We start from the raw sequence: 14,103 nt of genomic DNA, 5'->3' as shown, positions 1-14,103 counted from the left end.
CCGCCCGGCCCTGCCCCTTTCTCTACGACGAGCAGTAGTATTTACTACGTCTCGTAGTACGCATAGTTGGGGGTTCAGGTGGACGCGTTGGACGTCGCCCGGTGGCAGTTCGGTGTCACGACCGTCTACCACTTCCTGTTCGTGCCACTGACCATCGGCCTGTCCGTGCTGGTGGCGATCCTGCAGACGATGTGGCACCGCACCGGCAACGAGCGCTACCTCAAGCTGACCAAGTTCTACGGCAAGCTGTTCCTGATCAACTTTGCCATGGGCGTGGTCACCGGCATCGTGCAGGAGTTCCAGTTCGGCATGAACTGGAGCGACTACTCCCGCTTCGTGGGGGACATCTTCGGCGCGCCCCTGGCCATCGAGGCGCTCGTGGCGTTCTTCCTCGAGTCCACGTTCATCGGCCTGTGGATCTTCGGCTGGGACCGGCTGCCCAAGCGCGCCCACCTGGCGAGCATCTGGGCCGCCGCCATCGGCACGAACCTGTCCGCGTACTTCATCCTCGCCGCGAACTCGTTCATGCAGAACCCCGTCGGCTACCGCATCAACCCCGACAGCGGACGCGCCGAGCTGACCGACTTCCCGGCCGTGCTCACCAACAAGGTCGCCCTGATCACCTTCCCGCACACCCTGGCCGGCTCGTTCCTGGTCGCCGGGTCGCTGATCGTGGCCGTCGGCCTGTGGCACGTGATCCGCAACCGCGACTCCGCCGACACCGGCGCGTACCGCTTCGCCACGAAGTTCGGCTCCTGGGTGGTCCTGGTCGCCTCGGCGGCCGTGCTGTTCACCGGCGACATCCAGGGCAAGATCATGACGGACGTGCAGCCGATGAAGATGGCCGCCGCCGAGGGCCTCTACACCACCGAGAGCCCCGCCTCGTTCAGCGTGCTCACCATCGGCAGCCTCGACGGCAGCCGCGAGGTGTTCGCCCTGAAGATCCCGTACCTGCTGTCGTACCTGGGCACCGGCGACCCGAACGGCACCGTGCACGGCATCAACGACCTCCAGGCCCAGTACGCCACCCAGTACGGCCCGGGCAGCTACACCCCGATCATCCCGGTCACCTACTGGAGTTTCCGCTTCATGGTCGGCTTCGGGTTGGCGGCCGGAGCGATCGCCCTGCTGGTCCTGTGGAGCCAGCGCAGGGGTCGTACCCCGCGCAGCAGGTGGCTGCTGCGCGCCGGCCTGGCCATGCCGGTGCTGCCGCTGCTGGCCAACTCCTTCGGCTGGATCTTCACCGAGATGGGCCGCCAGCCGTGGATCGTCTTCGGCGAGATGCTCACCCGCAACGGCGTGTCCCGCAGCGTCTCGCTGACCGAGGTCCTGACCTCGTTCACCGCCTTCACGCTGATCTACGCCACCCTCGCCGTGATCGAGGTCAAGTTGCTGCTGCGCTACGCCAGGGCCGGCGTGCCCGACGTCAGCGAACAGCCCCCCACCGACGACACCGACGACGCCGAGCGTCCGCTCGCCTTCGCCTACTGATCCCGGAGCCCATCGTGGACCTGACCACCATCTGGTTTCTCCTCGTCGCCGTGCTGTTCACCGGCTACTTCATCCTGGAGGGCTTCGACTTCGGCGTCGGCATGCTGCTGCCCGTGCTCGGCCGCGACGACCGCGAGCGCCGCGTCCTGATCAACACCATCGGCCCGGTCTGGGACGGCAACGAGGTATGGCTGATCACCGCCGGCGGGGCGATGTTCGCCGCGTTCCCCGAGTGGTACGCCACCCTCTTCTCCGGCTTCTACCTGCCGCTGCTGCTCATCCTGCTGGCCCTGATCGCCCGTGGGGTGGCCTTCGAGTACCGGCACAAGCGCCCCGAGGCGTCCTGGAAGCGCCGGTGGGACGCCGCCATCGTGGTCGGCTCGCTGCTGCCGGCGATCCTGTGGGGCGTCGCCTTCGCCAACATCCTGCGCGGTGTGCCCCTGGACGCCGACCACGAGTACGTCGGCGGCCTCGTCGACCTGCTCAACCCGTACGCCCTGCTCGGTGGCGCGACCACGCTCGCGTTGTTCCTGACCCACGGCGCGGTGTTCCTGGCCCTGAAGACCACCGGCGACATCCGCGAACGCGCGGGCGCCCTCGCGGTGCGCCTCGGCGTCGGGGCCGCCGTGCTCGCGGTCGGCTTCCTGGCGTGGACGCTGAGCATCCGCTCCAGCGCGGCCGCCGTCGTGCTCGCCGTCGGCGCGGCCCTCGCCCTGCTCGGTGGCCTCGCCGCCGCCCGGGTACGACGGGAGGGCTGGGCGTTCACGGGTACGGCCGTGGCGATCGGCCTGGCCGTGGCGACCCTGTTCGCGGCGCTGTTCCCGAACGTGCTGCCGTCCACCCTCGACGCGGCGGGCACGCTCACGGCCACCAACGCCGCCTCCACCCCGTACACCCTGAAGATCATGACCTGGGTGGCGGTGATCTTCACTCCGGTGGTGCTGGCCTACCAGGCCTGGACGTACTGGGTGTTCCGCAAGCGGATCGGCGTAGCCAACATCCCCCAACACTGACCCGCCCGCCCTCGCCGATCATGGAGTTGTGGTGCCCGGCCTGGGGCGTCAAGGGTGCTTTGTCACCCACCACGAGTCCATGATCGACGGGCGTCCGGCCGGGGGAGGTTTATCGGCTGGTCGGGGTCGGGGCGTGCCGCTACGGTGTGCCGATGCGCGTTCGTGAACTCACCATCGACGACCTGGACGACGCCTGGGAGCTGGGCCGGTTCGCGTTCGGCTCCACCTCGGAGCGCCCCGCCAGCACGAGCGTCGAGGTGCCCGGGATGACCCGCTACGGCGCGTTCGACGACACCGGCCGGCTCGTCGGCAAGGCCGTCGACCTGCACCACGACCAGTGGTGGTCCGGACGGGCCGTCGCGGCGGCCGACGTCGCCGGGGTGGCGGTCGCCCCCGAGGCGCGGGGTCGGGGCGTGGCCCGAGCCCTGCTCACCGCCCTGCTGGCCGGGGCCCGCGAGCGCGGCGCGGCGATCAGCGCGCTGTACCCGACCGTCGCCGCCCCCTACCGCGCCTGTGGTTGGGAGGCCGCCGGTGTGCTGCGCACCGTCGACCTCGCCACCGCCGCGCTGCCCCGGCACCGGCCCGCGTCGCACCTGACCGTCCGCGCCGGCACCCTCGCCGACCTGGACGCGGTCGCCGCCCTCTACGAGCGGGTCACCCGCCACCGCAACGGCATGTTGACGCGCCGGGGCAAGCTGTTCGACTTCTTCACCGCCGACCCGAAACTGCCCGGTGACGGGATCACGCTCGTCGAGGACGACGGCACCCTCGTCGGCTACGCCACCTGGCAACGCGGACGGGGCTACGGCGCCGACTCGGTGCTGACCGTCGACGAGGCCCTGGCCACCACCGCCGCCGCGGCCCGGGAGCTCGTCGGCGTGCTCGGGAGCTGGGCCAGTGTCGCGCCGACCCTGCGGTTGTGCCCGCTCGACGGTGACGCCGTCAGCGTCCACCTGCCGTTGGAGGCGGCCCGGGACCACGAGCGGGACCTGTGGATGCACCGCCCGGTCGACGTCGTACGGGCGGTGGGCGAACGCGGCTGGCCCGCGCACCTGCGGGGCTTCGTCGACTTCCACCTCACCGACGCGCTCGCCGAGTGGAACACCGGCACCTGGCGGTTGGCCGTCGCCGACGGCGCCGCCGAGCTGATTCGGATCGACGGCGAGGCGGACCTGCGGCTGGACGTGCGCGGCTTCGCGCTGCTGTACGCCGGCGCCGCGGGCGCCCGCTCGGTGGCCCAGTCCGGCCTCCTGCACACCGTGGGCGTCGAGCCGGACGCCCTGGACCTGCTGGGCGCCGGCGGTCCGGCACAACTGCTCGACTACTTCTGACGGCCGTCTCGGGGACCTTCAGCCGTCCGCCACGTCGATAGGGTGTGTCGGTGGAGATCCTGACTCGCGTCCACTCTGGAGAGACGGTGCAGCGGCTGCTGCCCCATCCGCGCCTTGCACTGGTGGCGGCCTGGGACGCCGACCGTCCGGCGATCCGGATCTGGGAGTACCGGGACGGACACCTGCGGCAGCGCGCAGCCGTCGGCGTGGATTCGGCCGGCTACGCCCAGGACGTCAACCATGAGCGGACACCCTGCGCCGCATGGCACCCCGACGACCCGATGCTGGCGGTGGCGGACGCCGAGAGCGTTGTCCTCTGGACTCCCTCGGGCACGTCACCAGTCGACGCCGTCACCTCGACCGAGTACCAGCGGGAGGTGGCATTCAGCCCCGACGGTCGCACGCTCTGGTTGTCGCCCGCTGCCGGAACGGACGGCTGGGAGCACTCCGTCGCCCTCGACCTCGCCTCGGGAACCACCCTGATCGGCCCTCGGTGGGACACCGGGGTGGTGGCGCATCCGGCGGGAGGCCTGGTCTGCACCCTTGAGAGCGACCAGGGCGCCACGCTGGTGCTCTTCTGCGCGGACACCGGGCCGGTACTGCGGCCGTTGCGGCGTGCGCTGGTCCTGGACTGCGACGGCTACGAAGAGCCGATCTTCAGCTCGGACGGCCGGCACTTCGCGGTACGGGGCAACGCGTACGACAACTCGCTGGAGGTGTTCGCGTTTCCCTCGCTGCGGCGCGTCCTGGGCCTGACGCTGGGGGAGCCGAGCCCGGGGTACCCGTACCCGCAGGAGTGGTTGGACGAGATGAACGCCTGGTCCCGCCACAACGTCGCGTTCGGCCGGTCGCCGCGGACCCTCTGGGTCGGCACTCCCGAAGGCGTGGTCGTCGAGCTGGACGTCGACGGGAGCCGGGTGGTCGAGCACGAGGTGCTGCCCGGGGCAGCGGTGACCGCGCTGGCGGCCACCGCCACCGGTGAGCTCGTCGTCGCCGGCAACGACGAGCTTCTGCTGCTGTCGGTCAGTGAAACCGGCCCGGACGAGGTGTCCACGGCCACGGTGACCGAGTTCCTCGCCAGCACCCGCGAGGCGCCGGTCGTCGACATGGATGAGCTCGACCTCACCGATGGGACGCGGGACTGGCAGTCCGGCGACCTGGCGACGGTCAGCGAGACCTCTGCGACCGACCCGTCCTGGCTGCGGATCCGGGCGGCCATGAACCGACGCGCCTGAGTGGCTGTCGGTTCAGGCGACGGCCGCCAGCTCTTCGTTGGCCCGCTCGGTGACGAGCGTGAGGACGCGGGCGGCGACGTCGGCCTCGGCGGGCGGGATGTCCGCGTACAGCCGGGCGGTGATGTCCCCGACGGCCTCGGCGACACGGGCCTGCGTGCGGTGCCCGGCGTCGGTGAGCGACACCCGCGGCTCGGTGGCGTCGTCGAGCCGCGCCAGGCCGGCGTCGACGAGGCCGACGATCGCCTCGTGCACGCCCGACTCGTCGACCCTGCGGGCGCGCGCGAGGCGCCGCACGAGAGGAGTCCGGTCGACGGGGCCGGCGGTGAGGGCGTTGAGGGCGAGGACCTGGCCGAAGTCGACGCCCAGGGGCGCGATGGCGTGCTCGAGCAGGGCCCGGGTGGCGAAGTGGGCCTGACCGATGACCTGACCGTTGAGAGTGGACACGTTGCCTCCTTCGGAAACGTTGGCTAAACCAACGTTGGTAGAACCAACGTAACACGGTTTGTGGGTCACGCCAACGATTACTGTTAGGCTCCCGCCATGGACGCCACCGCCCCGCAGTCACCCGCCGGGCTGCGTACCACCGCGAGCTGGCTGCTCAACCAGGCCGCCGCCCACGCCGGCCGACTCGCCAGCGCGGGCTTCGCCGCACACGACCTACGCGGCTACCACTTCCGGCTCCTCGCCTCGCTGGCCGAGGACGGCCCCGCGAGCCAGGCCGACCTGGGCCGCCGCTGCGGCATCGACCGCAGCGACGTCGTGGCCGCCATCAACGACCTGGCCGGCCGGGGACTCGTGGTACGCGCCCCCGACCCGGCCGACCGCCGCCGCAACGTCATCAGCCTCACCGACGCCGGCGCCCACGAAGCCCACCGGATGGCCGACACCGTCGCCCGCGTGCAGGACGACCTGCTCGCGCCCCTGTCGAGCGCCGAACGCGCGCAGCTGATCCGCCTGCTCACCCGACTGCTCGAACACCACAGCGGCCACTGACCGCCGGTCGGGCCCGCCCAGCGCACGGCAACGCTCAGCTCGCCTCGCGCAACTCCGCCAACCGGGCCTCGATCTCGGCCAGCTCCGCGCGCAGCTTCTCCGCCTGCTGCTCCGCCTCGGCCCGCTCGGCGCCCAGGATCTGCTCCACCGCCTCCTGCACACCCGGCACGTCCACCAGCGCCACCATCTTCAACGCCTCGGCCGGCTTCACCACGTACGGCTTCGCCAGGGCCTTGCTGCCCTGCTGAGCGGCGACCGTCCACTCGCCGTCCGCGTACGCCAGGGTCACCGTGAGGCCTGCGGGCCCCTTGGGCTTCGCGGCCTTCACCGCCCGCCGCGCCGGCGGCTTCTCGGCCTGCTCCACCTTCGGCTCCTCCTGTCGCTGCGCGGGCACCCGCGGCGTGTCCAACACGAACTCCGGCGCGGCCACCGCGGGCGCCTCCGGCTCCGGCTCCGGTTTCGGCTCCACCACCCGCCGGCCCGCGCCCTTGGGCGCGACCGCCAGATCGGCGGGGGAGAACGGCAACTCGTCACGACCGAACCGCACCACGACGAACTCGTCGGACACGTTCGGATCGGTCAACTCGACCACCTGGCCGACCTGACCGGCGATCTGCCCGGCCGACGCGGTGAACACCACCCTCGGCTTACGGCCGGCCGCCAACGCCTCCCGGATGCTGCGCACCTCGTCAGTGGACAAACCCTGGCCGGCATCCATCACAACCCTCTTCCGTACACCTGTTTGATTGCTGTCTTGATACCAGTCGGCTGCGACACCCGCCGCACGGGGCTCAACCGCCGAGGGCCCGCAACGCCCGATCGGCGTGGTCGTTCATGCTGACCTCGCTGTGGATCACCTCGATGATCCGCCGGTCCGTACCGATCACGAACGTCATCCGCTTCGTGCTCAACGCCCCCAACGGCACCCGCCGCCGCACCCCGAACGCCTGAGCGACCGTCCCGTCCACATCCGACAGCAGCGGATAGTCGAAGCCGTGCATCTTCGAGAACTCCGCCTGCTTGGCCACCTCGTCGCGGCTGATACCCACCCGCGACGCGCCCAGCGCCGTGAACTCCGCCGCCAGATCCCGGAAGTGGCAGCTCTCCGCCGTGCACCCCCGCGTCATCGCCCCGGGATAGAAGAACAGCACCACCGGCCCCGACGCCAGGAACTCCGACAGCCGCCGCGGCGTGCCCGTCTCATCCGGCAGCTCGAAGTCGTCCACGACATCGCCGACACCCACACCCGCCACCGCGCACCTCCGTAGTCCGAACGACCGCGCGGTGAGCGTAAGCGATCACACCCGCAGCGCCTCGTGCGCCACCAGCACCAGGGCCCGCCGCATGTGACCCTCCTTACGACGACTCATCCGCGCCGGTCACGGTAGCGTCGGCCCAACCCGCCCGACAGACCCGGAGGCGCCATGGCACCCGTCACCGTCATCACCGGCGGCGGCCGCGGCATCGGCGCGGCCACCGCCCGTCGCCTCGCCACGGCCGGCCACCACATCGCCCTGTGCTACCGCCGCGACGACGCCGCCGCCGCGACCGTCCTGGCCGACCTGCACGCCACCGGCGTCCAGGCCATCGCCGTGCGCGCCGACACCACCGACCCCGACCAGGTCACCGCCCTGTTCGACGCCGCCGCGCAGCTCGGCCCCCTCACCGGCCTGGTCAACAACGCGGGCGTCACCAGCCTCATCGGCCCGTTCACCGAGCTGCGCGTGGACGACCTGCGCCGCGTCGTCGACGTCAACCTCATCGGGTACGTCCTCTGCGCCCAGCAGGCCGCCCGCCGCCTCACCGAAGGCGGCGCCATCGTCAACGTCTCCTCCGCCGCCGCGACCCTCGGCAGCCCGGGGGAGTACGTGCACTACGCCGCCGTCAAGGCCGCCACCGACACCCTCACCGTCGGCCTGGCCAAGGAACTCGCCCCGCGCGGCATCCGCGTCAACGGCGTCGCCCCCGGCCTCGTACGCACCGACATCCACACCGACTCCGGCGTACCCGACCGCGCCGACAGCGCCGCCGGCCGTATCCCGATGGGCCGCTCCGGCGAACCCGACGAGATCGCCGCCGCCATCGCCTGGCTGCTCAGCCCGGACGCCTCCTACACCGCCGGCGCCGTGCTGCGGGTCTCCGGCGCCCTGTGAGCCGAGGCGCGCGACACGCGCCCCGGCCCACCGCTCTCAATGGGTGAACAGCTTCGCCGCCGTGATCACCGTCTGCACGACCCCGTAGCCGAGCAGCACCGCCACCACCAGCCAGGAAATCCACAACCGGGCCTGCTGCCCGCTCCGACCGTCGTCGCTCATCGCGTACCAGTCCTTTGCGCCGCCGTGACCTCGTCCACGTCCTGCTCCACCGGCTCGTGATAGCGCTGCGGCACCGGTCGCACCAGCAGGTTCGCCACGAAGCCCACCGCGAGGACACCCACCATCGTGAGCAGCGCCGGCCGGTACGCCGCCGCCGTCAACGTGCCCGGCTTGCCCTGCGCGTCGAGGAACCCGTTCACGATCAACGGACCCGCGACACCCGCCGCCGACCAGGCCGTCAACAACCGGCCGTGGATCGCCCCCACCTGGTACGTGCCGAACAGGTCCCGCAGGTACGCCGGCACGGTCGCGAACCCGCCACCGTAGAACGACAGGATCACGCACGCGAACAGCACGAACAACGCCGTCGCCGTGTGCCCGAACAGCGCCAGCAGCGCGTACATCGCCATGCCCACGCCGAGATACACCAGGTAGATCGGCTTACGGCCGATGACATCCGACGTCGACGACCACACGAACCGGCCCGCCATGTTGAACAACGACAGCAGACCCACGAACCCGCCGGCCGCCGCCACCGACACCGCCGACGTCCCGTTCTCCCGGAAGAAGTCCTGGATCATCGGGCTGGCCTGCTCCAGGATGCCGATACCGGCCGTCACGTTGCAGAACAACACCACCCACAACAACCAGAACGACCGCGTCTTCACCGCGTTCGCGGCCGACACGTTCGCCGTGGTGACCAGCGGCTTCGCCGCCACCGACGCGGGATCGAAGCCCGCCGGACGCCAATCCTCGGCCGGCACCCGCACGTTCGCCACCCCGAACATCATGATCACGAAGTAGCCCAGGCCCAACGTCACGAACAACCACACCAGCGCGCTGCCCGACGCCGTCGAACCCGCGTTGGACGGGTCGTAACCCGGGTCGTAGAACGACAGCAACTGCCGCGACAGGGGAGAGGCCACCATCGCCCCACCACCGAACCCCATGATCGCCAAACCGGTCGCCAGACCCGGCCGATCCGGGAACCACTTGATCAGCGTGGACACGGGGGAGATGTACCCGATACCCAGACCGATGCCGCCGAGCAGGCCGTACCCCAGGTACAGCAGCCACAACTGCTTCGTGGCGATGCCCAGCGACCCCACCAGGAAACCCGCCGCCCAGAAGCAGGCCGACACGAACATCGCCTTACGCGGCCCGTTCGCCTCCACCCACGTCCCGGCCACCGCGGCGGACAACCCCAGCATCACGATCGCGATACTGAAGATCACCCCGATCGCGGTCTGACCCGTGTCGAAATGGGCGATCAACGAATTCTTGTAGACGCTCGTGGCGTAGACCTGGCCGATACAGAGGTGGATGGCCAACGCCGCCGGGGGAATGAGCCACCGGCTGTAGCCGGGCGGCGCGACGGTATGCCGACGATCGAGTGCGGACAGCATGCGCTGCTTCCTCTCCGAGGCGGACGAAACGTCCCCACAACGTGCCCACCCCGCACCCAACCGGCAAACCTCACCATCGCCGGACGGTCCCTCCCGTGAGCTGAGCGGTCACTCAGCCCACGCGACGACTACCCCAGCTCCGGCGCATGCCAGCCACCCGCCAACGCATCCGCGTCCGCCGGACCCCAACCACCCCTGTCGTACGAACGCACCGGCTCCGCCAGATCCAGGATCGGCTCCACGATCCGCCACTCCTGCCGAATCGTCTCCGCCCGCGCGAACCGCAGATGCTGCCCGTCCATCGCGTCGTCGAGCAACCGCTCGTACGCCTCCTGACGCCGACCCAACGCCGCGCCGAAGTCCACCGACAGATCCACCGGCCGACTCGCCACCTCCGCGCCCGGACTCTTCGCCTGGATCGACATCGTGATGCCGTCCCCACGGCCCAACCGGAACCGCAACAGGTTCGCCGGCGCCTCCGCCCCACCCTCGGCGGGGATCAACGACCGCTGCGGCCGCTTGAACTCGACCACCACCTCCGTCGCCGTCCCCGCCAACGACTTGCCCGTCCGCAGATAGAACGGCACACCCGCCCACCGGGGCGAATCAACCGTCAACCGCGTCGCCACGAACGTCTCCGTGTTCGAATCCGGCGCGACACCCGGCTCGTCGCGGTAACCCGCGTACTGCCCCCGCACCGTCGACTCCGGCGACAACGGCGCGATCTGCCGCAACACCGCCGCCTCCGCCTCGCGGAACGAATCCACGTCGTCACCAGCCGGCGCGTCCATCGCGATCAACGCCACGACCTGCAAGATGTGGTTCTGCAACACGTCCCGCGTCGCACCCACCGTGTCGTAGAAACCAGCCCGACCCTGCGTACCGAAACCCTCCGCGAGGGTCACCTGCACGTTGTCGACGTGCTCACGGTTCCACAACGGCTCGAACAGCCGGTTGGCGAACCGGAACGCGTACAAACCCTCCACCGCCTCCTTGCCGAGGTAGTGGTCGATCCGGAACACCCGACTCGCGTCGAAGGCCGCCCCCAACGTCCGATCCAACTCCTCGGACGACGCCAGGTCACGCCCGAACGGCTTTTCCACGATCACCCGGCCACGGTCGGCCAACCCGACCGCCGCCAGGCCCCGCACCACCGAACCGAACACCATGGGCGGAATCGCCAGATAGAAGATCGGCCGCTGCGCGTCACCCAGACGCTCCGCCAGCCGCTCGTACGTCGCCGGATCCGCGTAGTCCCCGGAGATCATCGACAGGTTGGCCGCCAACGCGTCGAACGTCTCGTCATCCACCTCGTCGGAAGCCTCCGCCACCGACTTACGGGCGGTCGCCACCAACTGCTCGTCATCCCAGGGGGAGCGGGCCACCCCGATCACCGGAACGTCGAGACGCCCCCGCCGCGTCAACTCGTACAGCGCCGGAAACAGCTTCTTCGAGACAAGATCACCTGTCACACCGAACAGCACAACCGCGTCTGAACGCACGCGCATGACACTTCCATCCGATCATGTGGACCTGATCTTCCGAACGGACAACGGCGCGTACCACCGGAGGAATTCCCCGCGAGCGGCCCACGTGAGGTCGGCGACAGCGCCACGACGGAAGATGACCCCACAGCGCACCGCGAACCCCAGGAAGGACCAGAATGACCCTGGCCGCCGACCGCTCACCGGAGACCGGCCCCGACGTGGTGTGCCTGCCCATGTTCGGCATGACCCGCGCCGCCACCGCCGCCGCCTTCCACCCCGCCCTCGCCCACACCGGCCTCCGGGAGACGTACCTGGACCTGCCCGGCCACGGCGACACCCCACCCACCTGCCCGCCCACCTCCCAGGCGCTGCTCACCACCATCTGCGCCTGGCTCGACCACCACATCAACGGACCGGCCCTACTGGCCGGCGCCTCCTACGGCGCCTACCTCGCCGCCGGCGTCGCCCGCCAACGCCCCGACCTCGTCCGCGGCCTCCTCCTCGTCTGCCCCGGCATCACCATCGCGCCAGCCAGCCGCACCCTGCCCGAGCACCGCCCGCCGCCAGGACCCACCGGCTGGCTCGACGACGCGCCCACCGACCTGCGCCCACACCTCGACACCGCGCTGGGCCACCGCACCCCGACCGTCGTCGCCACCGTCCTGCGCGCCCTCGACACGGGTGGCCCCGGCGACCAAGCCTTCCAGCAGGAACTGCGGACAGGCCCCGGGTACGCGCTCCCCGACGAGACCGCCGACACCCCCTTCGACGGGCCCGTCAGCGTCCTCACCGGCCGTCAGGACGGCATCGTCGGCTTCACCGACCAGTTCCACGCCATGCGCCGCTACCCCCGAGGCACCTACACCACCGTCGACCAGGCCGGGCACTACCTGCCCTTCGAACAACCAACCCTGCTCCGCGCCCACACCCACGCCTGGCTCCGCCGGAACCCACAACCTGAGGCCGGTACGCGACAATGACCGCCATGGCTGACCTGGGCGACACCAAGGCCGCGATGCACTACTACCTTCGCAGGAACCGCGACGACCTCATCTGGAAACTCGACGGCATCAGCGAACGCGAGGCCAGAACGCCCCGCACCGCCACCGGCAACAACATGCTCGGCGTCGTCAAGCACTGCCTCAACGTCGAGGCCGCCTACTTCGGACCCACCTTCGGCCGCGAGTTCCCCACACCACGGGAGTTGGTCCCGCTCAGCGCGTTCGACGACGACCCGCAGGCGGACTGGTACGCGTACGAGAACGAGACCAAGGACGGCCTCATCGACCTGTACCGCCGCGTCGGCGCCTTCGCCGACGAGACGATCGACCAACTACCGCTCGACGCGCCGGGGCAGGTCTCCTGGTGGCAACCCGGCCGCCAGGACGTGACGCTGGCCCGGATCATCATGCACGTGAGCGGCGACCTCGCCCGGCACGCCGGTCACCTGGACATCATGCGCGAGCAGCACGACGGGGCCATCGGGTGGCGGCAGGACGGCACCAGCATCGTCGACGACTACGACTGGCCGGCGTACGTCGACAAGCTGCGCAAGCTGGCCGACCAGTTCGACTGACCGAGCTGGGGGAGAAGGCCGCGGAAACGACACTGCCCTGCCGGTGCTATCGGGCACCGGCAGGGCAGTCACACCGCCTGGAATCAGTTGTCGGTGCCCTTCAGCCCCTGCAACATCTCGGCGAAGTCGGTGGTCTCCGCCGGCGGAGGCGTCTCGATGGTGACCGCCTTGCCGTAGTCGGTGTAGTCGACCACGAAGTCGCCCATCGCACCCATGACCGTGGCCGCACGACGCGGCCGGTACTGCTCGTCGACCCAGAGGTCGACCTTGACCTCCTTGACGCCCGCGGCGGTGAACTGCTTCTCGACAGCGTCCCGCAGCTTGGCGTCGACCTGCGCCAGCTGCGTCGCCACCGGAGTGGTGACGGTGTAGTGGACCGTCCGCGCCCCGTTCACCGTCTCCTCACCGACGACCGTCACGCCCTGCGACGCGAGCAGCGTCTTGACCTGCTTGGTCGGGTCGATGTCCTCGAACTGCTTGCTGAAGTCCATCCCGGCCTGCTGGCCGATGCTGCCCATGTCCATCTTCAGCCAGCGCTTACCGCCCATGCTCGAGCGGTCCTTGGCGGGCACCTCGACGTAGAACGCGGTCCCGATCAACCGGACGGTGGTCGGACCCTCGCTCGGGTCCGCCATCGTCATCTCGGCCTTGACCGGGTCACCCAGATCCAGGACACCCTGCATGGAGATCTTCTGGCCGCCGGTCGTTCCCGTCATCGTCAGCGTCACCGAGTCGCTCTTGTCGGTGGCGTCGATCGTCTTCTGCAACGACCCCTTGAGGTCGCTGGCCAGCAGCTCAAGGACGCTGGTCTGCTTCGGCGCGTCGGACGAGCCCGACGAACCGGTCGCCACGCCGCAGGCGGAGGCGGTGAGCGCCGTAAGCGCCGAGACCGCGACGACGGCGGTCTTCTTCCACAGTGACAAGTGATCGCTTCTTTCCGACAAGGCTGCGGGGAATCTCCCCAGTAGATCGACGACACGCTAGCCCACCGGGTCGATCTCCGGGTGCCGCAACACTTTCGATAATGCACATTATGTAAAGTGAGGTGCGGAAGGCCCACCCCCGACCAGCCGCGCCCGCCGCACCGGGTGGGCGGCCCAGCCCGGCGATCCCGCAACGTCATGATCGTGCTCGAACCATGAAGTAGTGGCCTCCACCGCGTACCGAGACCACTCCATCCTGGATCGAGCACGCATGGGCGAGCTGCGCCGCCGCCATCGTCGTCTCGGCTCGCGTCCTGGACCTGGGTAACCCCT

15 protein-coding genes are annotated in these 14,103 nt (G+C 70.2%); 8 read left to right on the top strand and 7 right to left on the bottom strand.

Going from position 1 to position 14,103, the window contains the following annotated elements:
• The first annotated feature begins 78 nt into the window (after positions 1–78).
• The 4 genes from ACIA3K_RS00600 (at position 79) to ACIA3K_RS00585 (ending at position 5,070) form a co-directional block, all read left to right on the top strand.
• Complete coding sequence (locus ACIA3K_RS00600) at positions 79–1,491, top strand: cytochrome ubiquinol oxidase subunit I (RefSeq protein WP_396798105.1); 1,413 nt, start codon at positions 79–81, stop codon at positions 1,489–1,491.
• Between the two features lie 14 nt (positions 1,492–1,505).
• A complete protein-coding gene (gene cydB / locus ACIA3K_RS00595; protein ID WP_396798103.1) occupies positions 1,506–2,504 on the top strand; it encodes a cytochrome d ubiquinol oxidase subunit II in 999 nt (332 codons plus the stop codon).
• Between the two features lie 152 nt (positions 2,505–2,656).
• The gene (eis, locus tag ACIA3K_RS00590) at positions 2,657–3,835 is read left to right on the top strand and encodes an enhanced intracellular survival protein Eis (protein ID WP_396798102.1); all 1,179 of its coding nucleotides are present in this window, start codon (positions 2,657–2,659) and stop codon (positions 3,833–3,835) included.
• Positions 3,836–3,885: 50 nt separating this feature from the next.
• The gene (locus ACIA3K_RS00585) at positions 3,886–5,070 is read left to right on the top strand and encodes a hypothetical protein (RefSeq protein ID WP_396798100.1); all 1,185 of its coding nucleotides are present in this window, start codon (positions 3,886–3,888) and stop codon (positions 5,068–5,070) included.
• A 12-nt stretch (positions 5,071–5,082) separates the two neighbouring features.
• On the opposite strand, the gene ACIA3K_RS00580 is transcribed toward ACIA3K_RS00585, so the two are convergent.
• On the bottom strand, positions 5,083–5,514 hold the full coding sequence (locus ACIA3K_RS00580; protein WP_396798098.1) for a hypothetical protein: 432 nt from the start codon (positions 5,512–5,514) through the stop codon (positions 5,083–5,085).
• 96 nt (positions 5,515–5,610) lie between these two features.
• On the opposite strand from ACIA3K_RS00580, the gene ACIA3K_RS00575 reads away from it, so the two are divergent.
• Positions 5,611–6,063 (top strand): MarR family winged helix-turn-helix transcriptional regulator, encoded by a 453-nt coding sequence (locus tag ACIA3K_RS00575; RefSeq protein WP_396798096.1) that lies wholly within the window; start codon positions 5,611–5,613, stop codon positions 6,061–6,063.
• A gap of 34 nt (positions 6,064–6,097) precedes the next feature.
• Here the strand turns inward: ACIA3K_RS00575 and ACIA3K_RS00570 are convergent, their stop codons facing one another.
• A complete protein-coding gene (locus ACIA3K_RS00570; protein WP_396798095.1) occupies positions 6,098–6,781 on the bottom strand; it encodes a hypothetical protein in 684 nt (227 codons plus the stop codon).
• A 73-nt stretch (positions 6,782–6,854) separates the two neighbouring features.
• The gene (locus tag ACIA3K_RS00565) at positions 6,855–7,316 is read right to left on the bottom strand and encodes a peroxiredoxin (RefSeq protein ID WP_396798094.1); all 462 of its coding nucleotides are present in this window, start codon (positions 7,314–7,316) and stop codon (positions 6,855–6,857) included.
• A gap of 171 nt (positions 7,317–7,487) precedes the next feature.
• On the opposite strand from ACIA3K_RS00565, the gene ACIA3K_RS00560 reads away from it, so the two are divergent.
• The gene (locus tag ACIA3K_RS00560) at positions 7,488–8,216 is read left to right on the top strand and encodes an SDR family oxidoreductase (RefSeq protein ID WP_396798093.1); all 729 of its coding nucleotides are present in this window, start codon (positions 7,488–7,490) and stop codon (positions 8,214–8,216) included.
• A gap of 36 nt (positions 8,217–8,252) precedes the next feature.
• On the opposite strand, the gene ACIA3K_RS00555 is transcribed toward ACIA3K_RS00560, so the two are convergent.
• The 3 genes from ACIA3K_RS00555 to zwf all read right to left on the bottom strand — a co-directional run bounded on the left by ACIA3K_RS00555 (position 8,253) and on the right by zwf (position 11,292).
• The gene (locus ACIA3K_RS00555; RefSeq protein WP_357118713.1) at positions 8,253–8,378 is read right to left on the bottom strand and encodes a hypothetical protein; all 126 of its coding nucleotides are present in this window, start codon (positions 8,376–8,378) and stop codon (positions 8,253–8,255) included.
• Positions 8,375–9,784: an OFA family MFS transporter gene (locus ACIA3K_RS00550; protein WP_396798091.1), complete on the bottom strand. Its 1,410-nt coding sequence runs from the start codon at positions 9,782–9,784 to the stop codon at positions 8,375–8,377. Before ACIA3K_RS00550 ends, ACIA3K_RS00555 begins: the two co-directional genes overlap by 4 nt.
• Before the next feature lie 128 nt (positions 9,785–9,912).
• Entirely contained in the window at positions 9,913–11,292 is a 1,380-nt protein-coding gene (zwf, locus tag ACIA3K_RS00545; RefSeq protein ID WP_396798090.1) for a glucose-6-phosphate dehydrogenase, read from the bottom strand.
• A gap of 155 nt (positions 11,293–11,447) precedes the next feature.
• Between zwf and ACIA3K_RS00540 the strand changes: the two genes are divergently transcribed.
• Both ACIA3K_RS00540 and ACIA3K_RS00535 read left to right on the top strand, forming a co-directional pair.
• A complete protein-coding gene (locus ACIA3K_RS00540; protein ID WP_396798089.1) occupies positions 11,448–12,251 on the top strand; it encodes an alpha/beta fold hydrolase in 804 nt (267 codons plus the stop codon).
• A gap of 5 nt (positions 12,252–12,256) precedes the next feature.
• Positions 12,257–12,847: a DinB family protein gene (locus tag ACIA3K_RS00535; RefSeq protein WP_396798088.1), complete on the top strand. Its 591-nt coding sequence runs from the start codon at positions 12,257–12,259 to the stop codon at positions 12,845–12,847.
• 83 nt (positions 12,848–12,930) lie between these two features.
• Here ACIA3K_RS00535 and ACIA3K_RS00530 read toward each other — a convergent pair whose 3' ends face one another.
• Complete coding sequence (locus ACIA3K_RS00530; RefSeq protein WP_396798087.1) at positions 12,931–13,770, bottom strand: hypothetical protein; 840 nt, start codon at positions 13,768–13,770, stop codon at positions 12,931–12,933.
• Between the last annotated feature and the right edge of the window lie 333 nt (positions 13,771–14,103).

Origin of the sequence: Micromonospora sp. NPDC051543, assembly GCF_044454415.1 — a bacterium.
Classification (GTDB): domain Bacteria; phylum Actinomycetota; class Actinomycetes; order Mycobacteriales; family Micromonosporaceae; genus Micromonospora.
This window is presented reverse-complemented; position numbering and strand designations above follow the sequence as displayed.

Bases quoted from the DNA above. Each gene is read 5' to 3' on its own strand.
- ACIA3K_RS00570 (WP_396798095.1), bottom strand. From the start codon at position 6,781: ATGGATGCCGGCCAGGGTTTGTCCACTGACGAGGTGCGCAGCATCCGG.
- zwf (WP_396798090.1), bottom strand. From the start codon at position 11,292: ATGCGCGTGCGTTCAGACGCGGTTGTGCTGTTCGGTGTGACAGGTGAT.
- ACIA3K_RS00540 (WP_396798089.1), top strand. From the start codon at position 11,448: ATGACCCTGGCCGCCGACCGCTCACCGGAGACCGGCCCCGACGTGGTG.
- ACIA3K_RS00560 (WP_396798093.1), top strand. From the start codon at position 7,488: ATGGCACCCGTCACCGTCATCACCGGCGGCGGCCGCGGCATCGGCGCG.
- ACIA3K_RS00550 (WP_396798091.1), bottom strand. From the start codon at position 9,784: ATGCTGTCCGCACTCGATCGTCGGCATACCGTCGCGCCGCCCGGCTAC.
- ACIA3K_RS00555 (WP_357118713.1), bottom strand. From the start codon at position 8,378: ATGAGCGACGACGGTCGGAGCGGGCAGCAGGCCCGGTTGTGGATTTCC.
- ACIA3K_RS00535 (WP_396798088.1), top strand. From the start codon at position 12,257: ATGGCTGACCTGGGCGACACCAAGGCCGCGATGCACTACTACCTTCGC.
- eis (WP_396798102.1), top strand. From the start codon at position 2,657: ATGCGCGTTCGTGAACTCACCATCGACGACCTGGACGACGCCTGGGAG.
- ACIA3K_RS00575 (WP_396798096.1), top strand. From the start codon at position 5,611: ATGGACGCCACCGCCCCGCAGTCACCCGCCGGGCTGCGTACCACCGCG.